18 protein-coding genes are annotated in these 20,349 nt (G+C 56.3%); 10 read left to right on the top strand and 8 right to left on the bottom strand.

Annotation, left to right across the window (positions count from 1 at the left end):
* Positions 1-20 precede the first annotated feature (20 nt).
* The 6 genes from IQ273_RS03575 to IQ273_RS03550 all read right to left on the bottom strand — a co-directional run bounded on the left by IQ273_RS03575 (position 21) and on the right by IQ273_RS03550 (position 6,729).
* A complete protein-coding gene (locus IQ273_RS03575) occupies positions 21-713 on the bottom strand; it encodes a GvpL/GvpF family gas vesicle protein (protein WP_194021804.1) in 693 nt (230 codons plus the stop codon).
* Between the two features lie 197 nt (positions 714-910).
* Entirely contained in the window at positions 911-2,545 is a 1,635-nt protein-coding gene (locus IQ273_RS03570; protein ID WP_194021803.1) for a hypothetical protein, read from the bottom strand.
* Between the two features lie 110 nt (positions 2,546-2,655).
* Positions 2,656-3,243, bottom strand: coding sequence for a 3-isopropylmalate dehydratase small subunit (leuD, locus tag IQ273_RS03565; RefSeq protein ID WP_194021802.1), 588 nt, complete (start codon positions 3,241-3,243; stop codon positions 2,656-2,658).
* 826 nt (positions 3,244-4,069) lie between these two features.
* Positions 4,070-4,300, bottom strand: coding sequence for a hypothetical protein (locus IQ273_RS03560; RefSeq protein ID WP_194021801.1), 231 nt, complete (start codon positions 4,298-4,300; stop codon positions 4,070-4,072).
* A 67-nt stretch (positions 4,301-4,367) separates the two neighbouring features.
* Positions 4,368-6,125, bottom strand: a complete 1,758-nt coding sequence (locus IQ273_RS03555) for a sodium:solute symporter family protein (protein WP_228052282.1) — start codon at positions 6,123-6,125, stop codon at positions 4,368-4,370.
* A 256-nt stretch (positions 6,126-6,381) separates the two neighbouring features.
* A complete protein-coding gene (locus tag IQ273_RS03550; RefSeq protein WP_194021799.1) occupies positions 6,382-6,729 on the bottom strand; it encodes a hypothetical protein in 348 nt (115 codons plus the stop codon).
* A 230-nt stretch (positions 6,730-6,959) separates the two neighbouring features.
* On the opposite strand from IQ273_RS03550, the gene IQ273_RS03545 reads away from it, so the two are divergent.
* The 6 genes from IQ273_RS03545 to IQ273_RS03520 all read left to right on the top strand — a co-directional run bounded on the left by IQ273_RS03545 (position 6,960) and on the right by IQ273_RS03520 (position 12,020).
* The gene (locus IQ273_RS03545) at positions 6,960-8,420 is read left to right on the top strand and encodes a tetratricopeptide repeat protein (protein ID WP_194021798.1); all 1,461 of its coding nucleotides are present in this window, start codon (positions 6,960-6,962) and stop codon (positions 8,418-8,420) included.
* Between the two features lie 10 nt (positions 8,421-8,430).
* Positions 8,431-8,964, top strand: coding sequence for a DUF3122 domain-containing protein (locus IQ273_RS03540; RefSeq protein WP_194021797.1), 534 nt, complete (start codon positions 8,431-8,433; stop codon positions 8,962-8,964).
* 723 nt (positions 8,965-9,687) lie between these two features.
* Positions 9,688-10,002: a DUF6464 family protein gene (locus tag IQ273_RS03535; protein ID WP_194021796.1), complete on the top strand. Its 315-nt coding sequence runs from the start codon at positions 9,688-9,690 to the stop codon at positions 10,000-10,002.
* 275 nt (positions 10,003-10,277) lie between these two features.
* Positions 10,278-10,913 carry a peroxiredoxin gene (locus tag IQ273_RS03530; protein WP_194021795.1) on the top strand — a complete coding sequence of 212 codons (636 nt, stop codon included), beginning with the start codon at positions 10,278-10,280 and terminating at the stop codon, positions 10,911-10,913.
* Positions 10,914-11,035: 122 nt separating this feature from the next.
* Positions 11,036-11,518, top strand: a complete 483-nt coding sequence (locus IQ273_RS03525; protein WP_194021794.1) for a flavin reductase family protein — start codon at positions 11,036-11,038, stop codon at positions 11,516-11,518.
* Between the two features lie 148 nt (positions 11,519-11,666).
* Complete coding sequence (locus tag IQ273_RS03520; RefSeq protein WP_194021793.1) at positions 11,667-12,020, top strand: phenylpyruvate tautomerase MIF-related protein; 354 nt, start codon at positions 11,667-11,669, stop codon at positions 12,018-12,020.
* 6 nt (positions 12,021-12,026) lie between these two features.
* On the opposite strand, the gene IQ273_RS03515 is transcribed toward IQ273_RS03520, so the two are convergent.
* Together IQ273_RS03515 and IQ273_RS03510 are read right to left on the bottom strand one after the other, a co-directional pair.
* Positions 12,027-13,985, bottom strand: a complete 1,959-nt coding sequence (locus tag IQ273_RS03515) for a DNA polymerase III subunit gamma/tau (protein ID WP_194021792.1) — start codon at positions 13,983-13,985, stop codon at positions 12,027-12,029.
* 64 nt (positions 13,986-14,049) lie between these two features.
* Positions 14,050-14,499 (bottom strand): hypothetical protein, encoded by a 450-nt coding sequence (locus tag IQ273_RS03510; protein ID WP_194021791.1) that lies wholly within the window; start codon positions 14,497-14,499, stop codon positions 14,050-14,052.
* 170 nt (positions 14,500-14,669) lie between these two features.
* Between IQ273_RS03510 and rnhA the strand changes: the two genes are divergently transcribed.
* The 4 genes from rnhA to IQ273_RS03490 all read left to right on the top strand — a co-directional run bounded on the left by rnhA (position 14,670) and on the right by IQ273_RS03490 (position 20,181).
* A complete protein-coding gene (gene rnhA / locus IQ273_RS03505; RefSeq protein ID WP_194021790.1) occupies positions 14,670-15,164 on the top strand; it encodes a ribonuclease HI in 495 nt (164 codons plus the stop codon).
* 98 nt (positions 15,165-15,262) lie between these two features.
* Positions 15,263-16,414 (top strand): glutamate--cysteine ligase, encoded by a 1,152-nt coding sequence (gshA, locus tag IQ273_RS03500; RefSeq protein ID WP_194021789.1) that lies wholly within the window; start codon positions 15,263-15,265, stop codon positions 16,412-16,414.
* Positions 16,415-16,633: 219 nt separating this feature from the next.
* A complete protein-coding gene (locus IQ273_RS03495) occupies positions 16,634-17,089 on the top strand; it encodes a tRNA (cytidine(34)-2'-O)-methyltransferase (RefSeq protein WP_194021788.1) in 456 nt (151 codons plus the stop codon).
* A 983-nt stretch (positions 17,090-18,072) separates the two neighbouring features.
* The gene (locus IQ273_RS03490; protein WP_194021787.1) at positions 18,073-20,181 is read left to right on the top strand and encodes a peptidoglycan DD-metalloendopeptidase family protein; all 2,109 of its coding nucleotides are present in this window, start codon (positions 18,073-18,075) and stop codon (positions 20,179-20,181) included.
* The last annotated feature ends 168 nt before the right edge of the window (positions 20,182-20,349 follow it).

Raw genomic sequence — 20,349 nt, 5'->3', positions numbered from 1 at the left:
AAAATCCAAATCTAAAATTGCTAGACAAAGTGATAGGGGGGGAGTGGATCGCTGAGCATAAGGCTCCAGTGGGTGGCCTGCGATCGCCACTCGTCTACTTTCTCAGGCAGGCTCTGATCATCTCGATCGATCAGAATATAGACCCGTGCTTCCCCGGCGGGGCTTTCGGCCTCAAGGCAATCGCTGTAGGCGCTGTAGATATAGTCAAGCACCTGAGCGAGTTCTGCCTGCTGCTGGGCTTGGGCTGTGGTTTGGTCTTGGAGGCGCTGCTTTTTGGCCAAGAAGTAGTTACGCCCGGTGAGGCCCTCAGCCAGGGGCGGTAGCTCGACCTCCTGGGCAATTAGCTTGAGCTGGTACTCAGCTTTTTGAGCTAGGGCCTCAAGCTTAGCGGCGTAGTCTGCCCCCTGATGGGCCAGGTGATCCTTGAGGTTTTCAAGGGAGGCAATCTGAGTGCCAAACCGCAGGGGGAGCAACGGCGTGGCTTGAAACAACTCGCAGATGACGCGATCGTGGCTGAGCACCGCATTCAACAGGCGAGGTTCGTCGGTTTGTAAGGTCTCCAGGTCAACACCCGTTTCGACCACGGCGGCAATATCGTCTACGGCAATCAGCTGAGTAGGTTCGGCCAGCCCCAGGGGTAGCGTTAGCGGCTGCTGCGGTCGGGGGCAAATGCTGTACAGGTAGATAGGCCCTGAAGTCAACTCTGGAGACACAGTATCAAACGCCTTTGGCTGCGCTAGGTTCGATCTCACTCTAGGTGATCTAACCTCTGTCGAGGGGTGTCATTCTATAAAAACGCCATAAAACTTACGGCCCTTAAGACAGCCCAATAGTTACCCAAACCGTAGGGATAAAAGTAGGGACAGGCCGTGGTGGAGCACCTGATTTTAAGTACCCATACTGGCAAAATTTACAGGGTAGTTTGTAGCGTAAAACACCAGTCTAGAGTGAGCTGGCCCGGCTGGCAGCCCGCTTCGGCGTCGAGCCTGTGCAGGTGAATAGGGGTGCCGTGGCGCAGCGTGGCAATGGCCGGGGTATAGGTACCCAAATCGCGATCGATGCGGGCGGTTAGATCAGCTACCGTAAGCGGGGTGCGCCAGGGGGCATCGGCAATGTCTACGGCAGCATCGGCGGGTAGGGCTAGAGGGCTGGTGGGCAGCAGTCGCCCTCGGCTGAGGTCAATAATCCAGCTGCGGCTAGAGGTCGTAAGCTGCATCAGCGGGCGCAGATAGAGGCTGCCCTGCTGCCAGCTGAGGCCAGGGGGCAGCACCTGAGCCGAGACCCCACCCATGAGCTGCATCACCTGTTCTGAGCTTTGGGCCAAGTACCAGCGTAGCCGGGGCCACACGTCAGCAACCAGAACCGGTTCGTGCACAAAGGTGTGTTTAAACAGGCCGTTGGTTCCCTGCACCAGATCAGTGGCGGTATGGGTCACGAGGTTGCAGAAGGCTTCGCGCTGGCGTAACTGCTCGGCGGCGGCATTCTCTCCAACCTCGCCTAGCGCCATCTGGGGTAAATTCTGAGCGATGATTCGCTGGGTGCAGGTACTCAAAAAGGTTTGAATCCAGCTTTCGTCGGTAAAGGTGAGCCAGTCGCCCAGCACCCCAGCAGTAGCGTCACTGGGGTCTTCGATTAGGGTGCTGGCAAAGTCGTCAAGGGTAAAGCCTGAGGCGGCTGTCCCAGTGTTTTGCGGCTCTCCTGGCAGCAGGTACAGCGCATTCTGGCCAGGAGACGCTTCGCTGCCGGAGGGCTGAGATGGTATCCGGGTCTCCATTTGAGCCAAATGTAGGTGCAGGTGCAGGCGGGCGGGCTGCCAGGGTTGGAAGGGGCGAAGGGCTTCAACGGGGTCGCCCTTGCCCAGCAGGGAAACGAGCCCTGGTTGAGCGTAGCCCAGCAGTTCGGCCACTTGTCCCAGCAGGTCTTTGCAGAGCCAGGGCTGGCTGTCTAGATCATTGTCTAGCAGAGAAATTTCAGCGGTTTCAGAGAGATAGAGGGCCGGTGTTGGATCCGTTTGGGTGACCAGGTCGAGGGCATAGCTAGTCTCCTCTAGGGTAAGCACAAGTACCGGCACCAGACGCACAATGTGCCCTGATCCTGAGGCAGCGAGACCAGAGACACGGGCCTGTACCCCTTCAATAAGCCGCATAATCTCGTAGCCGCCGCTGGCCAGCATCCACAGTAGCTGAGGCACCAAAACGGTGACAGGAAGCAGACCAGGCGCGCGCACGGACGGGGAAGCGGCCGCAGTCTCCAAGGCGTCTAACAGTTCCCAGGTTTCTTCGCTGAGGTAAAGGGCCAGGTTTTCTGGTGTTTGAGGTAGATCGGTGGGCCAGCCGCCAATGGGCGATCGCAGCGTCATGCTCTGTCTCACGAGCTGCTCTAGCGCTGCCGCCACCTCCGGCACCCGTTCTAGCGTAGGCCGCTCTATGGCCAGGGGAGCCATGCGACATACCGTATTGCTTAGAAGCGGGGCCGTTGCTCCCGGTAGCGCCGTAGGTTCGGACGGCAACCAGGGAGTAAGCGATCGCACAACGGATGAAACCATAGCAGCAGCCCGCGCTGGGAGTGAGGGATCTCCCTAGAGAGTGCCTGTTTCTACGGCAAAATCCACAGATCGTTGCAAATTTATGGGTAGGGGCACAGCATGCTGTGCCCCTACCAGGTCACGTAGGGCAGTTGGGCCGCCGTAGCGCGAATGGCCTCGCCATTGGCGACAAGCTGACCGCAGGCATCCCAGGTGCCAGCCAAAAATGTCTGGCGCACCCCTTCAGGCATCGATACCGCCTCGGTTTTACCGCCAAAGCATACGGTCTGGGTGGCCAGATCGAGCGTTACTGACGTAGACGGATCGCTCTCCAGAGCGGCTTGGACCTGTCCTACAACCTCAGTGGTCGCGGTCAAACAGGGAATGCCGATCGCGACACAGTTGCCAAAGAAAATTTCGGCAAAGCTTTCTCCCAACACGGCCTGGATGCCCCAGCGGGCGATCGCCTGAGGGGCATGTTCCCGCGACGAGCCGCAGCCAAAGTTGCGGTTCACCACCAAAATCGTCGCGCCCTGATACTGGGGTTGGTCAAAGGGGTGGCTACCCGCCAAAGCGGTGCGATCGTCGGCAAAGACCTGCTCGCCCAGTCCGTCAAAGGTCACGCACTTGAGAAACCGAGCCGGGATAATGCGATCGGTATCGATGTCGTTCCCCCGTAGCGGAATGCCGGTTCCCGTGATTTTTTCTATCTGCGTCACTGCGATCGCTCCTTACCCTTAGTCCGCTGCCTTAAACCAGTGACCACCTCTACCGAGATAGCCGCCTATCAATAGTAGCGTCTGAACGTACCCGCAACATTCCTCCTGCTGCCCTGCCTACAGGCATTCTAGATATTCTAGGTAGGGCGAAAATCCTAGGTTTTCCAACGCTATGAGAGTAGCCATTAACCAAATCATAAACTTTGGTATCATCACTAGCCATGCCTGAATCAGGGGAGTATCTTAGTAAATAAGGAAGTGAATCACCTGACACCAAAACGTGATTTCTTCCTCTGACAGTTCAAATAGTTCAGTCCTGTTAAATAGGAGGTACGTTATCGAGTTAACGTCTGAATCTATTTCGTCAAATACCAGCAGCACTTTACTCGGTTGTTGATATTTCCTCTCTGTAGCTGATCGAGAGCTCTGTAAGAAATGCCCAGAGACGCTATAAACCCCACGCGATGGTTTCTTTACGACGGCATTTAAACATCTCTAATTAATCGGAACTTTCTTGAGGAAAACTCTCAAGTCGACCAGTCAAAGTGCTGCTGTCTCCGAAACATTTCAAAAACATCTTGCCTATGCCATTTATTGTTGGCATTTTACTTCCGGCAATTTGTTGAGTAACAGGCAAAAGCTACATCAAGTCTACGTTGAGAACCCCTTGGCAGATATGTTTGCCAAGGGGTTCCCTTTTGATTAAATTAAATTAGCCTTAGCAAGCAAATTCGATCGGGAAAAACTCCCGCTTAGGGAAGCGCACACAGGTAAATGGGCCAACTTACGTTGATCCAATAATCCGCAGTGGGTCTACTTTGCCCAATTAACCGGCAACGCGATCGCTCTCGGGGCCGTGAATAAGCTCTGACAGCTCAGGCATTACCCCATCAGTGTGAGCGATCGGGGCAGAATTCACCGTTGATATGGGTTCTTCAATCGGCGCGGGGGCCATCATGTCGCTGGGCAAAAAGATGCGGGCGCTCACCGCCAGCATGGCCACCGCAAAAATCAGCACAATCAGCAGGGGGGCAATGTAAGACCGAAAAAACGACATAGGGCGATCGCGTGTGAAGGGATGTAACCGATGTTCTCATCTTACCGCTTATCTCCCCATCTCCTCCTCATCCCGGCGGCTCATCCACCTCCGGCCTTGGCATGGGCAACACGGTCTTACCCATGCGTCGTAGACAAACCCAGCCAGCTACCGCTACTAGCAGCCAAAACCAACCGGTAAGGGGTTGGTAGAGTAGAAAACCACCGACGCCGAGCATGGACCCTAGCAACAGCAGTAGGGCCGCGCCTGCCCTAAGTAAATCGCGGCCCAGTGCTTGAGCGGGCCAAAGGCCGGTACGCTGGCGCTGGCGTGCCCAGCCGGGGCCACCGGGGCGTACTTTGCTGTAGAAGGTATCTAGCGTGGCGTCACTCTCGGGGGCGGTGAGCAGCATGGTAGCGACCCAAATCACCGTGGTAATGGCGGTGGTGACCAGCAACCGCAGGCCAAAATCGGTAATGGTCAGGATGGGCACGACGCTGGTGACCAACCCCACAACAAAACCGGCTAGCATGGAGGCTAGCTCGGCGGCAGCATTAATGCGCCACCAGAACCAGCGCAAAATGAGCACCAGCCCCGGCCCAGTGCCGATCGCAATCACCAGCCGAAACACCGTGGCTACATCCTGGGAGTAAAAGGCGGCGATCGCCCCTAGCCCCGTCACCACCACCGAGGCAATTCGCCCAGCCAGCACCAGTTCGGCATCGGTGGCCGTAGGCCGCATAAATCGTCCGTACAGGTCATTGGTGAGATATGACGCGCCCCAGTTAATCAGGGTCGAGACCGTGCTCATAAAAGCGGCAATCAGCGAAGCCACCACCAGCCCCAGCAGCACAGGCGGCAAAAAGTCGAGCATTAGCATGGGGTAGCCCAGCTCTCGGTCTTCTAAATTGGGGTAGATGACGACCGCCGCCAGGGCCACCACCACCCAGGGCCAGGTGCGAATGACGTAGTGCAGAATGTTGAAAAACCAGGCCGCTTTTTCGGCTTCAGCCTCATCTTTAGATGCAGCCAATCGTTGAATAAACTCGCCACCGCCGTCGCTGCGGCGAAAGGCCCACCACTGTAGGGTTACATAGGCCAAAAAGGTGCTGACCGAAATACCGGCGGTCTCGCTCCACTGGTACCAGCCGCCCGCTCCCCGCTCCAGGGGCACAAAGGCGAGTAGATCGGTGCCTCCAGTGGCCCTTACCTGGTCGATTAGACTGCCCATACCGCCCAGGTTGGCCACGGCTGCCACCGCCACAATCACGGCTCCCAGCAGCGCTAAAAAGAACTGGAAAAAGTCGGTCGCGACCACCCCCCACAGCCCTGAAAACCCGGCATAGACCAGCACCAACAGGCTGACCCCAATCACGCTTAGCAGCTTTAGGCTTTCGCCGGGCTCAATGCCAACCGACTGCCAGATTTGCAGGGCGTCGATCACTTTGACCATGGCCAGCATGGCGTAGCCAATACCAATGCAGTTGATCGGCACCGCAAACAAAAAGGCTTTGATGCCCCGCAGCCAGGCTGCTGTAGAACCGCCGTAGCGCAGCTCCGTCAGCTCGGCATCGGTGATGATTTCAGAGCGTCGCCACAGTCGGGCAAAGACGTAGATCATTACCACGTGGGCAATACCAAAGCTCCACCATTCCCAGTTACCGGCAATGCCTCGGGTGCCAACCACGCCAGCGATATAAAGCGGCGTGTCGATAGAGAAGGTGGTGGCCGCCATACTGGTGCCCGCCAGCCACCAGGGCAGCGATCGCCCCGACACAAAAAAGTCCACCAGTCCGCCCGATGCCTTGCGGGAAAGGTACAGGCCCAAACCCAGGCTAAAGGCCATATAAGCGACCACAATGGCCCAGTCAATCCAAATCACAGCGGGTTACCCGTCAAACACCGATGCTATCTTGCCATACTGATTTGACTAGACCGCTACTTTGGGCAGGATGGGCACGGGGAGTCTCGGCCAGCAGCGCCTCGATCTGGTGAGCTGGCATGGGTTTGTAGACGTAAAACCCTTGGCTGTAGCGGCAGTGGATTCAATTTAGTTTGGAGCTAACTGTAGGCCTACTTCGTCAAGAACAGGCCGGTTAGCGTTAGGATGTCGCTCTTTCGAGCTGTGTGACACGGGTTTCGAGCTGTCTGACCTGCTGTTTGAGTTCGATCGCCAGCGTGGCCAGATTGTCGAACTGCTCTTCTAAGGAAGGCTCTGCCAGGGCTGGGGTTGGTGAGGTAATCGTGGGCAGGTTAGGGGCCGGACGATTGGGAATGGCCAGCTGAGATTCTATCTGTCTGACCTGCGACCTGAGCCGACCGAGTTCAGACTCTAGGCGGTTTAACCGTGAGTCTATGCGGGCCTCGCTCTGGGCGTTGGCGTAGTGCCCTAGCCCTAGCCAAAGCAAGACCCCAAGCAAAATACCAATTGACCAACGTGCGATCGCCATATCATCTCCTTGACGCCGATCCCCTCTGCCGCAACTGGACTGGTTGAGACCGGGTACCCCAATTCTAAAAAAAACTCTCTAACCCTGTCTCTCAACCTAAATAAGCTGACCTATCATTAGCTCCATTAGCATTATCGATCGCAACGTAGGTGGGTATTCTGACAAAGGCCCCCGCTGAGGGGCGGCACCAATCTACTCAATCTGCAAACACCGTCGGTGGAGGGGAAGCCATGAAATTTCGCTATTTAGTTGTGCTACTAGGCATGGGGTTGGCAGCAGGGGTAGCGCCCTTAGGAGCCTACGCCCAGGCCCCGACCACCGAGCCTGACATGGTCGCACCCGAAGTTGAGATCGAACCAGAGGCCCCTGCTCCCGAAGCTGAGGCCGAGCCAGAGGAGCCTGGTCTAACGGCGGTTGGAGCCTACAACCTAGGGGTCGAACGCTACACCAGCGGCGACTACGAAGCCGCCCTCACAGCCTTTGACATGGCCCTCGAAAAAGATCCAACCCTGGCTGCTGCCTATCTGTATCGAGGCCTAATTTATGCCGACCAAAACAACTACGATCGCGCTCTAATCGACCTGAACCAGGCCCTGAGTTTAGATCCGGGCAACGCCAATGCCCTCTTTGCGCGGGGTAGCATTTACTATCGCCAGGGCAACTCCACCGAGGCCCAGGCCGATTTTAATGCGGCCTTAGAGGCCAACCCCGATGCGGTAGATGCCTACCTCTACCGGGGGTTGATCGATTCGCAGCAGGGCCGCAACGACTTGGCCCTAGAAGACTTCTCCACCGCTATTGAGCTTGATCCCGATAACCCTTCGGCCTACGTGCTGCGGGGCTTTGCCCTAGATCGCGTCAACAACTACAGCGACGCTGTAGCCGACTTTAGCCGCGCCATTGAGCTACAGGGCGACCTGCCTAGAGCCTACATGGGACGAGGGGTGGCCTACTACCACTTAGGGCTCTACGATGCTGCCCTCGATGACCTGAATCAGGCGGTGCAGCTCGATTCCAGTATGGCTCGGGCTTATCTCAACCGCAGCTATGTGTTCTATCGTCAGGGGCGACCTACCCGCGCTCTGCAAGACCTCGATCGCGCCATTGAGCTCAACCCCAGCCTGACCGAGGCCTACATGAGCCGGGGCACTGTTCGCGCCGCGCAAGACAATCTGAGCGGTGCTCAGCAAGATTTTGCTCGGGTGCTACAGCTCAACCCCGACTCGGCCATGGCTTATAAGCAAAAAGGCGACGCGCTGCTGCAAGCGGGGGATGCGACCGCTGCGATCGCAGACTACACCGAGGCTCTGTTTCTAGACCCCACCTATGCCACCGCCTTTAAAGCCCGAGGCGATGCTCGCCTTGCTACGGGTGATGTATTTGGTGCGATCGATGACTACAGTCAGGCTCTGGCTGCCCAGCCCGATTATCTAGAAGCCTTCTCGGCTCGGGGGTCGGCCTACCTGCAAGTAAACCAGTCCCAAAATGCCTATCAAGACCTCACCCAGGCCATTGCCAGCGCTCCCAACCGTGCCGAACCAGAGCTGTTTTATAACCGAGGCATTGTGCGTGCCCGCCTCGGCGACGATGCCGGTGCCCGCCGCGACTTTGAGCAAGCCGCCCAGCTTTACCTACAGCAAGGCGAAGCGGCCGGATATCGACAAACACTGAACCAGATGAGCCAGTTGTAACTATCTCCCCATGCCTTACCTCTGGCGCGCCCTACGGCTCACGATTTTGGCTCTGCTGCTGGGCTGTCTGCTGTTGCTGGCCCTAGCCGAACCAGCGATGGCTTCGGTGCACACGTACCATGAGCAGCCGGGGCAGACAACCCATCGATCGCGCCAGAGTTTGCGAGACCAAAACGATGTGGCGTGGCAGGCGACGGTCTTTAAGCGCTATCAAGAAGGGCACTTAGAGGGTGTTTACTTGCGTTTGGTGGGGTTTCCAGGCCAGGGATTGGTCGATCGCCAGAGCGATCTATTGGTGCAGACCGGCACCGCAACCCAGTGGGCAGCGGCCCCCTTACTTGATTCCCAAACTCAAGACCTGCCAGAAAACGTAGCTCAGTACGACGTTGATACGATTTTGAGCCACATTCAGCGTCCCGGTCCACTAACCCTGGTTGTACCCCTGGCCACCGGGACTGTCGTGCGGCTGGTAGTAGCGCCCTACGTTGTTGAGGAGTGGCTGCATGTCTACTCGCTAGAAGACGACCCTGAAGTCGCCGCCTAGGCAGCACTTCACTTAAGCGTCGCTCAGCAGAAGGCAGCATTAGTTAGAGGTCAAGGTGAGTGCAGGGGCTGGAGTGGCTATAGCAAGCGCGGTCTCTAGCTCTACTAAGAGTGCTGGCTTGCCTGGTAGTGTACCAGCAGTGAGCTTTGCAGCTGAGATCGGCTGATGTACTTCAGCTACCGGCCCAACGCATTAGGGCTAGTCTCGGACGGGTACCGCCAGTGGTTTCGATGTTTAAAGAATAAAAAGCCGGGTAAGGCGCTATCACTGAGGAGCGAACCTCCACAATGTCCTGTGGCCCTACCCGGTCTTAGCTTTGGAGCACACGCGAGTCTACAGGATGTCTAGATAATCGGTCATAGAACAGAATCCGCCAATACATGAAAGTTCTGAAAAGTTCAGGACCTTATTCAGGTGATGGGCAAACGGCCCTGTTTTGGTCGAGAACTGAAGCGAAAACCGTTCTTTTTCAAAGTCTAACTACAAATTCATCAAAACAATATCTGTGGGCGGGAACTTTTCAAAGGCTGTTTCGTCGCCCCTCGGTTCGATCGCATTGACTCTATACCTATATCGACCAGCGTAATCAAGGCAAACTGGACCAGCTATCAATATTGCGAAAGACTAAGTAACGCAACGGTACGTACCAATCCCCCGCCCCTGGTAGATGACCTGCCGATTTGTCAGGGTAGGATGATTCTGCTAGTTACCTGTGTCAGTTTCATGCTCGTCATTGTTTTGATTTTTGTGGTCGGCCTCACCCCAGCCATCGTGTCAGCGTGGATGAGTATTCGCGCTGACCGGGACGAAAAGTACGGCAGTGCGTCGCCTGCGCCAACGGCCTTGGGCCAGAGCATGCTCAAGCTGCTCGACAACAATACTGACCTGCACTACGTTGATGGTATGGGTTACATGATGGGCGATATTACCTGCGACCTCAACGCGCGATCGCCCTATCTGCGCTGCGCTACCAACCCCATGGGTCCCTGCGATGGGTGCAGTGCCTATGCCCCCAAAGTCTTTGACCGCCAAGTATAGAGTCAACCCAGGCATGAGCACAGGCTGCAAGCCCTGGGCTGGCAGAGCATAACGTTATAAGGCACCTGGATTTTCTGGGTGCCTTATTTATGGGTGGGGCGCGATCGCTAGCTAAAACTAACCGAGTGCTAGTGCCCAAAGCCACGTTGCAGAAGGCTTGCGCTACAATCCTTAAAACAATCCTCTAAACTCCGACCGGAATACCGGGGTTTATGGGAGAATAGCGAGAGTAAACGCTAGGCAACGTTTTTTGCACAGACTAACGGAGATTTGAGATGGCGCTTCAACTTGGCGATCAGGTACCTAACTTCACCCAGCAAACCAGCGAGGGTGAAATTGATTTTTATAGCTGGGCTGGCGATAGCTGGGTGGTGCTATTTTCTCACCCCGCTGACTACACCCCTGTCTGCACCACCGAGCTGGGTAGCGTAGCCAAGCTCAAGCCCGAGTTTGAAAAGCGTGGCGCTAAAGTTATCGCCCTCAGCGTAGACAGCGCCGACTCGCACCAAGGCTGGATTGGCGATATCAATGAAACTCAGGGCGTTTCGGTCAACTACCCGATCATTGCCGATGACGACAAAAAGGTCTCTGACCTCTACGGCATGATTCACCCCAACGCCAACGCTAAAGTAACCGTGCGCAGCGTGTTTGTGATTGACCCCAGCAAGAAATTGCGGTTGACCATCACTTATCCGCCCAGCACCGGACGCAACTTTGCCGAAATTTTGCGGGTGCTTGACTCGCTACAGCTTACCGACAACTACAGCGTAGCGACCCCCGTTGACTGGAAGGATGGCGAAGACGTTGTAGTCTCTCCCACCATTCCCACCGAAGAAGCTAAGCAACGTTTTCCCAAGGGCGTTACCGAAATCAAGCCCTACCTGCGTATGACTCCCCAGCCTAACAAGTAAGGTTGAGTCGATTACCACCATGAAGGCGCACCGCGGTGCGCCTTTTTTATACCTAATTAGGTAGAGAAGGAACGCGATGCTGTATTACACTCGCCCTAGAGACGCATTCCGCAGGTTATGTAGTGCTAGACGAACAGGCTAAAAAGACGCTTTTGCGCAAAATTCCCCACGGCCTCTATGTCTGTGGCGTTAAAGATGGGGAAGATCTCAACGGCTTTACGGCTAGTTGGGTGATGCAGGCTTCCTTCGAACCGCCCCTGGTAGTCAACTGCGTCAAAAACGACTCCACTTCCCACGCTATGGTCAAAGCTAGCGGCGTGTTTGCCCTCAGCTTTTTAGAGGCGGGTCAAAAAGACTTGGCCCAAAACTTCTTCAAGCCGCTGCGCCGAGTCGGCAACAAGTTTGAGGACATAGAGTTTTACCCCGGCCCCGAAACCGGCTGCCCCATCATCAAAGACACCCTAGGCTATGTCGAGTGTCGGGTTGTTGGGACTGTAGAGCACGGCGACCACACTGTCTTTGTGGGCGAGGTCGTTGGTGCGGCTGTCCACCGCGATGGCGAACCCCTTCTGCTGGAGAGCACCGGTTGGAACTACGGCGGCTAAAGGGGTGGATGGGTAGATGGGTAGATGGGTGGATGAACCGTTGTGAGCTTGCTACTTCTACCCAGTGCCCCCCTCTTCTACCACTCCACGAATACTGCTCTGCGGGGCTTTCCGCCATTTCTACATTCCTTTACTAATTTCCAGCACTATGCCTCTGATCAAAGTTCAGACGTCGATCTCATCACCCGATCAGGCTGAGGTCGAAGGGCTCTTGAAGGATCTTTCTGCTAGTTTGGCCAGCCACCTGGGCAAGCCCGAATCCTATGTGATGACGGCCTTTGAGGCTGGTGTGCCAATGACCTTTGGCGGCACCACCGAGCCCGTCTGCTATGTCGAAATCAAAAGTGTGGGCACCATGGGTGGCGCTAAAACCCGCGCCATGAGCCAGGAGTTTTGTGCCCAGCTAGAAACGGCTCTGGGCGTGCCCAAAAACCGCACTTATATTGAGTTTGCCGATGCCCCCGGTGCCATGTGGGGCTGGAACGGCAGCACCTTTGGTTAGCCAACCCTAAAACGGCACGTCTTTGTCGGGGTGAGAGGGCTGCTTAGCCGCTGCCTCAGAGGGTTTGAGCGGTGTTTGATCGAGGCTAGGGCCGTCGTCTAAGTCGACAACCTGACCATTAAAGAAGTGGGCAAAGTTTTTGACGGCCCGATCAAAGTCGCTGGCAATGGCTGGCAGCGGCGAAGCATCTGCCTGACTCGCCTCGGGCTGGGCGACGGGGGCGGGCGCTTCAAAAACAGGTGATGGGGTAGGCGGTAGATCAACAGGGGCGGGGCGCGGTTCTACTCCCTGGCTGAGAGCCGGGGCAATCGTGGGGGCTGGAGCCTCAGGCTTTGGGTCGGGCAGCACCTCCAGGGAAACCTGCACCTTTTGATTGAGCACTTTTTGAAAGGCCGCTTCGACATTTTCTACGCGACCCTGGGCCATCTTAAACAGAGGCCTAGAGCTAATACCCACCCGAGCGACAACGCCATCAAAAAAGAGCAGGCTGCCTTGCTGCAGCATGAGCGCGCGGGTGCCTAGAGGCTCTAGCACCGCAATCACCTGGAGCCAGAGCTGGTCTAGATTGGGCGCTGGGGTCGCGCCAGGGTCGGGCGGTGGAGCATTTTGAGCATCGGGCGGTGGTGAGTTAGATGCGACGGCAGGATCAAGGGATTGTCCACCAGGCATTGCCCCATTGGTTGATGCCGGCATCTGTTCCCCAGGGGCGACTCCAGGGGCCGCCTCAGTCGAAGACAAAGGGGAAACTGAGGCGGCGGGTGCAGGCGCGATCGGTGATGCGGATGGGGAGGATGAATTGACGGGCGGCGCTGGCCTAGCAATTGATATGGATGGCGGCGGCGCGATCGCAGTCGTGCCCCCTGCCTGCCCCGCCAGAGTAGAGGGCAGCAGCCCCAGCAGCGTTACCTCTAGCCACAGCCGGGGTTGGGTAGTGTTTTTAACCTGTCCCTCGGCAGCGCGCAGGTGCTGTTGACCCAGCAAAAAAAGCTTTGGATCCAGGCTCTGTACCAGGGCTTGCATGTCGGCCCAGGTAGGAGGCGTAATCGCCACCAGGTCCTGGCGATCGCCTGCCGTCTTAGCAATCAGCAAATCTCGATAGAACCCAGCCAGGTTTTGCAGCACAATCAGCGGCTCCCGGCCTCGATCCATCAGTTTGCGGGCGCTGTCGAGTACGGCGGTACCGTCGTCGCTGAGAATGGCCTGCACGAGGGCCAGCAAGTCGCGCTCGGGCACGGCTCCCACCAGATCCCAAACGGCATCAGCATTGACCGGAGGCTCCAACAGACTGAGCTGATCGAGCAGGCTTTGGGCATCGCGCAGCCCCCCCTGAGACACCTGGGCCACCAGGCGCAGGGCGTCGTTGTCGATGGCAATTTCTTCTAGATCGGCAATTTTGCGCAGGTGGCCAATCATTGGCTCTAGGGGAATGCGCCGATAGTCAAACTTTTGGCAGCGAGAGATGATGGTTGGCAGCACCCGCTGCGGGTCGGTCGTGGCCAAAATAAAGACGACGTTGCTGGGCGGCTCTTCTAACGTTTTAAGCAGGGCATTGAACGCCGCCGTACTGAGCATGTGGCACTCGTCGATGACATATACCTTGTAGCGGCACTGCACCGGGGCAAACTGAGCCCGCTCGATCAGTTCACGGATGTTGTCGACTCCCGTGTTGCTGGCGGCGTCAATTTCAATGAAGTCGAGGGCCGAGCCATTGGTAATCGAGCGGCAGGTTTCGCAAGTGCCGCAGGGGTCTGGGGTGGGGTGGTCTTGGGCGATGCAGTTGAGCGATTTAGCTAAAATGCGGGCGCTGGAGGTTTTGCCCGTGCCCCGAGGGCCGCAAAAGAGGTAGGCCGGAGCGATGCGCCGCTGGCGTAGGGCATTGGCCAGGGTGGTCGCGATCGCATCTTGCCCCACCAGAGCGCCAAAGGTCTGGGGGCGATACTTATGGTGCAAGGGTTCGTAGGCCATAGCACTAAGATACCTTGCTTACTCGCCAATCTGGGTGCTGGAGCAGCCCTTGGTTTGCCCGAACTCAGGCTACTGGCTGCCAATGCTCTGGAAAATCAATAATCAGTGTTTCTAGTTCAGAGGTGGCGCACTGAGTAACCTGACCTCGTGCTTTACACATGCGTGCCTGAGACTTTTTGGCTAGCGCTTTCACCCGGTCTACCGCCGCCGCAATTTCCTGGCGTCGCTGCCGATCGCTGCGATCGCTGGATTGGACAGGGGACTTGGCAGCTAAGCGGATATCTGACTGCGCCTGCCTCGGGAAATAGCCCTGGAAATAGGCCAGTGCCAAGCGCCGAAACAAGATTTTGAGGTGGTCGGGTAGCCCTTGTTCTACCTGGGCGGGTTTCTCGAATAGGTCAACCAGCTGGCCCATGGCGTGGGTAATCAGCATGGTATCGGGGCCACTGGTGGGGTAAACATCCTTAAGATCTAGCCAGCAGGCCTCAAAGGCTTCCAGTTCTCGTAGCATCATGGGGGTAACTTCACCAGTAGGAGAGCTGTGACGAAGGTAGGTGCATCCTGCCCATGACCTGATGTCTGACGTCCACAGGGACAATTAGGTCTTACCGTTAGGATGCCCCCTCACGATCCTGCAGCCTACAGAGGTAACCCTGCATTTTTTAAGGACTTTTGTAAATCCAAATGGCAATTATTGAGCGAATCTATACTGACGGAGCCTGCTCCGGCAATCCTGGCCCAGGCGGCTGGGGCACCGTGCTGTACTTGACCGACGGTGGTGTACACGAACTCGGTGGCGGTGCCGCCCAAACCACCAACAACCGCATGGAAATGCAGGCGGCGATCGCAGGTCTCACTCTGCTGCGCGACAGCGGGCAAACGACGCCCGTCACCATTCACACCGATAGTGAGTACGTGCTGAAGGGCATTACCCAGTGGATTGCGGGCTGGAAGCGGCGAGGCTGGGTGAACTCAGCCAAAAAGCCCGTACTCAACCGCGATCTGTGGGAAGTGCTGGACGTAGTCACCACTGAGGTCAACCAAACCCTCGATCGCCCCCTCCAGTGGATCTACGTGCGTGGCCATTCCGGCGATGTGGGTAACGAGCGCTGCGATACCATTGCCCGCGCCTATGCGGCCAACCGTGCGATCGCCCTCGCTACGGCAGTGCTACCCTAGCCGCCGTTCCCCATGCAAGGGTGGCGGTTGTCGATAGGATGATTAAGAGCCAACTGAGTCTGACTATATATAGTGTGCTGTCTCCAGCGAGGAATGCCGTGCTGCTGTCTAAAGGGTTTGAAATTGAGATGTACACCGGCACCCCAGCTGGGGAAATTGTCGGTCTCTCCGATCGGATTGTGGCTGACCTCAACGGCTTTGTGCGAGAGCCCGACAGCCGCAATGTGGAGTACACCACACCACCCCTCTGCCAGTACGAAAAACTGCTGTGCGAGCTAGTGCGCCCCCGCCACGAGCTGCGCCGCTACCTCAAAGGTTTGGGTAACTACACGCTGATACCCGGCAGCACTCTGGCTCTGGGGCCAACCGATCGCTTTTATCGCTCTGACCCCCATAACCCTTACCACAGCTATATCGAGCAAACCTACGGCACCACCGTTGTCACCGCCAGCGTCCACATCAATATCGGCCTCTCCGACCCAGAGATTCTTATGCGGGCCTGTCGTCTGGTGCGGGTCGAAGCCCCCCTGTACCTGGCTCTAACTGCGTCATCACCGTTTTTGGGTGGCCAAGTTACCGGCTCCCACTCCAGCCGCTGGCAGGTTTTTCCGAAAACCCCGGAGTTGGTGCCCCTGTTTACTAGCCACGCCCACCACATTCAGTGGATGGAGGATCAGCTCGCGGCAGGCACTATGCAAAACGTGCGCCACCTGTGGTCGGCGGTGCGGCCCAACGGCGATCGCCGCCCCTACAACCTCAACCGGCTGGAGCTGCGCATTTGCGACCTGATTAGCGACCCGGTGGCGCTGCTGGCGGTTACCACGCTGCTTGAAGCGCGGCTGATTCAGCTAATTCAAAACCCTGGGCTGGATCCGCTAACAATGAGCAAGTTTCCCGAAAGCAGCCGTAATGGTGATCTAGTTGCCCTTACCGACGCCAACGAAGCCGCCGTGGCCAGGCACAGCCTGGATGCCGAACTGCGTCATTGGCAAGATGGTCGCCCCATTCTGGCGCGGCAGTGGGTGCAGCAGCTCTACGACGAGGTCTGGCCGATCGCTAAAGCCAACGGTATTAGCTGCTTCCTCAGTCCGGTGAAGAAAATTTTGCGGGAGGGTAACGAAGCCCAGCGCTGGCTACGGCAGCACGGATCTGGACAGTCGGTTGCCCAGGTGGTACAGGAGGCGATCGCAGAGGTCGCGACTACCGAGGCGATCCTAGCCCAAGATCTCTGCGAACCCTGTGCCGCTTGAGGGCACCACAGGCTACCCAAGAGTAAACAATTCCTTATAGGTGTAATAAGGAAAGCATTATCTTTAGAGCCCGATTCACCCCTTACCGACAAATTTCTGACAAGGGTGAAACTACCGAAGGATATATTAATAAAAACTATATCCTCTAGACATTTTTTCCTTTGCCATAGACGAGTCTAGACCCACCCGGTCAAGCTCCCTGTTCTAGTTCTGGTTGATATGCCTGTTATTGTTCTGGTCAATCCCCAAATCCCCCCCAATACGGGCAATATAGCTCGCACCTGTGCCGCTACAGCAACCCCTCTGCACCTGGTTGGCCCGCTTGGGTTTGACCTTAGCGATCGCGCCCTCAAGCGAGCTGGCCTAGACTATTGGCCTCAAGTCGACCTCACTCTGCACCCCGATTGGGGAACTTTTCACGCCCAGCAGCGTCAACGGGGAGGACGAACCATCGGCTTTAGTACCTCGGGGCGATGTAGCTATACAGATTTGACCTATCGCCCCAATGACTGGCTTCTTTTTGGCAGCGAAACTGAAGGGCTGCCAAAACAGGTGCTGGCCGACTGCGATGAAACGGCCTTTATCCCTATGGATCGCAGCATCGTTCGCAGTCTCAACCTGTCGGTTAGTGCCGCTGTTGCCCTATTTGAGGCTCTGCGGCAGCTGTCATCCTAACAACCCGATTCTGATCTGCCGTGAAGCTGCTCTTGAGCCAAGCCTCAGTTTTTGGCGACTCCTGCCAATAGCGATCGCCGCCTCGCTGCCCCTTACGCTAGCGGAGCTCAAGCCCAGGAACAATTTTCAAGGAAGGTTTTACACCTAAATGGCAATATTCAATAGCCATAAAGTAATGAAACGACTGTAGCTCAACCCTATTACAGACGTGGCCTAAAATCGGTTTGAACCAGCGTTTTTAGGGCTTATCCCCTAAAACCAGGCTCTATTTAGTAACAAGTTACTTAAAAAAAAGGCTCCAAAAATAAGCGGTTGCCGAGGATACAAAATTGAGGCACCCCAGATAAGAAATTTATATGGCCTGGCTCAATCGCCCCTATTTCGGGTTGCGCCCTAGGCTTTGAGACCCTCTAAAGGCCCTTTGCTAAGACCGCGCCAAGACCGCGATCGCGCTTGTGGGCCAAGCTTTTCGTGCATTCTAAACGCACGCCATCCGAGCTCAGCCCTGCTTTGGTGCCCATCTGGTGTCCATCGTGTTTTCTCGGTCAGGGTCAAAGCAATACGCTTGCCAAATACTTTTTTTTAGGGTTAAACGTTTATGTTGTGCACGTGAAGTTCCCGGTCACGAGCTTAGTGTTCAGGGAAATGACAGTGAATGTCTGGGTATTGATTTTCGTGTTAACTCATGTAAACTTGCCTAGGTTGCCAAAGCGGGTTATCGTGACCAAGCCAAGGCGTAAATCTGTCGATCCGTTGTTGTTCTTCTGCTAGCAGCTTGCCTTACAGCTTTTAACTTAAGACAGGGCTTTTTCCCACCGGTTAATCCCGTGTCTGCTGGTTGATAAGGCATTTTACAGGCTGCTAAGCGCTGGTTTACAGGAGGTCGTTCCTTGAAACGCGTAGTTCCCAAAGAGTCTAAAGTTGATTGTCTACCCTCTAGTTTGAGTGGCGCTCAATCGGAGACTTCAGGAGGTTATCGTCGAGTGCAAACCTCAGCAGCCATGCTGGGCCTAGCCCTATCTTTCGGAGCTTCTGCTCCGCTACTCACCGAGCCCGAGTTAGCCCTAGCTGCCGATGGCCCCAACTTGACTGTATTGCCCGCTGCCCATCGCGAGCAAGGCCAAACGCCCAAGCTGATCCCGGCCCAGGCGATCACTTCGTCGGCTTATCACACGGTTGAGCCTGGTGAGAGCCTTTGGAAAATCGCTGCTCAACACGAGGCCGATGTTCAGACCATTAAGGCGGCCAATGGCATTGTTGCCGACGACATGTTGCGAGTTGGACAGGTTATTCGGGTGCCTGCCGTAGGCATGGATAACTTGACTACCGCTGCTGATGCCTCTCGCTTTGCCCTTAAGGCTGACGTATCTGGAGGGGTTGGGGGTGACTTAACCGCCGCTAGCGGCTTACTGCCTACCAGCGATATCCCTTCCGTAGATGAATTTCAAAAAACTTGGGAGCTGGACGAAACCTTATCTTTGGACGAAGAAGATGAGCTTTCTGAAGAGCTTTTGGCCGACTCAGACCTCAATCAACTGCCGATAGAGGATATCGGCGCTGAGACTGAGCTAGAGCCTATCGAGACTGTCTCGGTACTGTCTAGCAATGAGACCACCGCTTCTGAGGCAACCGTTTCTAGTGCTAATGAAGCCTGGGTGGTCGCTGATGCTCAAGGTGCCTTAGCCGACAGTCAGCAGGCCACGGAACGCGGCGTCGTAGTCCCTACTGTGCAACCTATCGTTGAAGCAGCCCCGGTCGACGCATGGCAGGCCAGCTTGCCCCTCCACGACGGGAACGAGGCATCTGTAGCCAATCAGACCCCGACTCCGGTCACCGCAAGTGCTCAGGTCGTAGAAAGCAAGAAAGACCTTGCGATGGCTGCGCTACCGCTGCGGTCGTCAAGCATGTCAAGTACAAGTGCAGTTACCGACTCCGGTGCATTGCACTCCTACCAGGTGAAGCCAGGGGATACGCTCTGGTCTATTGCCTCACGCAATGGTGTCACCTTAGACGAGTTACTCAGCCATAACCACACCGTACAAAGCCCTGAAGCTTTACTGGTTGGCGACAGCATTAGTATCCCGGTAGCATCAGTTCCTGCTGAAGTAGCTGAGGCTGACGAACTCGTTAGCTCGGCAGTCAGCGAACTGGCCGCAGCCCCCAGAACCCGAGAGCAGGTCATTCGCGATCATCTGGCCCGCATCCGTGAATCTAACAGCGCTTTAGTCGATCGCAACGAGCTGAATGCTCGCATCCGTGAGGCTCGCCAAGAGCTAGAGCGTAGCCGCACTGGTGCAGATAGTCCAGCAGCAGTGTCGCTTGAATATCACACCTCTCAACCTGCTGCTCTGGCTGCGCCAGCGGCGACTGGCGGTGTTGAATCGGCTAGTGCTACAGCTTTGGCCGTTAGAGAAGGTGCTCAAACCACCGATACCCAATGGACGGTTACCGACGTAGCCAAGGACCAGCCCCAGGCCGTTGCAGCTCTTGGCCCGTCGCTTGACCCTACTGTTGAAACTCCTGAGCAACCTGCACAGGCCGCTCCTGTTCAGCTTGAGAGTGACGCTATCCCCAGTCAATTGCTAGCTGCCGCACCTTTAGGTGCCGACGCATATCGGGTTGCACCCAATATGCCAGTAGGGCAGACCGTCACGCCTAACATGCCAATGATGCCTGGGGCTGACCAGTTTCTGCCTGAGGCACCCAGTCTGTCTAACGGCTTTGTTTGGCCTACCCAGGGTACGTTCACCTCGGGCTATGGCTGGCGCTGGGGCCGCATGCACCGGGGCATCGACATTGCTGGACCAGTGGGTACGCCAATTGTGGCGGCTGCTACGGGTGTAGTGGTGCGGTCAGGCTGGAATTCCGGTGGCTACGGCAACCTAGTGGATATTCGCCATGCGGACGGCAGTATGACCCGCTACGCCCACAATAGCCGTCTACTGGTGCGTGAGGGTCAGCAGGTCAGACAGGGACAGCAGATTTCTGAGATGGGTAGTACCGGCTATAGTACCGGTCCTCACCTTCACTTTGAGATTCATCCGCCTAATAGTGGAGCCGTTAACCCGATGGCTTATTTGCCCGATCGCTAGCCGGTGTTTTTGTCATCAAAAAGCGAGCCGATAAGGTCTATCGGCTCGCTTTTTGATTGAGAAATTTTCTAGTACTCGACGGCTGAAATATGTCCACCATTCCGAATCGCTTGGCTCCCTAGCTCTCCTGCTCCCTAGCCCCCCTGCTCCCTAGCCCCCGGAGAATAA

The sequence above is a fragment of the Nodosilinea sp. LEGE 07298 genome (assembly GCF_015207265.1).
Taxonomy (GTDB): Bacteria; Cyanobacteriota; Cyanobacteriia; order Phormidesmidales; family Phormidesmidaceae; genus Nodosilinea.
The sequence above is the reverse complement of the archived record's forward strand: the minus strand, read 5'-3'. Positions and strand labels throughout refer to the sequence as shown.

What these genes read in the sequence shown, in the direction of transcription:
- IQ273_RS03545 (WP_194021798.1), top strand. Translation starts at nt 6,960, where the DNA reads ATGAAATTTCGCTATTTAGTTGTGCTACTAGGCATGGGGTTGGCAGCA.
- IQ273_RS03520 (WP_194021793.1), top strand. Translation starts at nt 11,667, where the DNA reads ATGCCTCTGATCAAAGTTCAGACGTCGATCTCATCACCCGATCAGGCT.
- IQ273_RS03495 (WP_194021788.1), top strand. Translation starts at nt 16,634, where the DNA reads ATGCCTGTTATTGTTCTGGTCAATCCCCAAATCCCCCCCAATACGGGC.
- IQ273_RS03510 (WP_194021791.1), bottom strand. Translation starts at nt 14,499, where the DNA reads ATGATGCTACGAGAACTGGAAGCCTTTGAGGCCTGCTGGCTAGATCTT.
- IQ273_RS03550 (WP_194021799.1), bottom strand. Translation starts at nt 6,729, where the DNA reads ATGGCGATCGCACGTTGGTCAATTGGTATTTTGCTTGGGGTCTTGCTT.
- IQ273_RS03540 (WP_194021797.1), top strand. Translation starts at nt 8,431, where the DNA reads ATGCCTTACCTCTGGCGCGCCCTACGGCTCACGATTTTGGCTCTGCTG.
- IQ273_RS03515 (WP_194021792.1), bottom strand. Translation starts at nt 13,985, where the DNA reads ATGGCCTACGAACCCTTGCACCATAAGTATCGCCCCCAGACCTTTGGC.
- IQ273_RS03570 (WP_194021803.1), bottom strand. Translation starts at nt 2,545, where the DNA reads ATGGTTTCATCCGTTGTGCGATCGCTTACTCCCTGGTTGCCGTCCGAA.
- IQ273_RS03560 (WP_194021801.1), bottom strand. Translation starts at nt 4,300, where the DNA reads ATGTCGTTTTTTCGGTCTTACATTGCCCCCCTGCTGATTGTGCTGATT.
- IQ273_RS03535 (WP_194021796.1), top strand. Translation starts at nt 9,688, where the DNA reads ATGCTCGTCATTGTTTTGATTTTTGTGGTCGGCCTCACCCCAGCCATC.
- rnhA (WP_194021790.1), top strand. Translation starts at nt 14,670, where the DNA reads ATGGCAATTATTGAGCGAATCTATACTGACGGAGCCTGCTCCGGCAAT.
- IQ273_RS03555 (WP_228052282.1), bottom strand. Translation starts at nt 6,125, where the DNA reads ATGGCCTTTAGCCTGGGTTTGGGCCTGTACCTTTCCCGCAAGGCATCG.
- IQ273_RS03530 (WP_194021795.1), top strand. Translation starts at nt 10,278, where the DNA reads ATGGCGCTTCAACTTGGCGATCAGGTACCTAACTTCACCCAGCAAACC.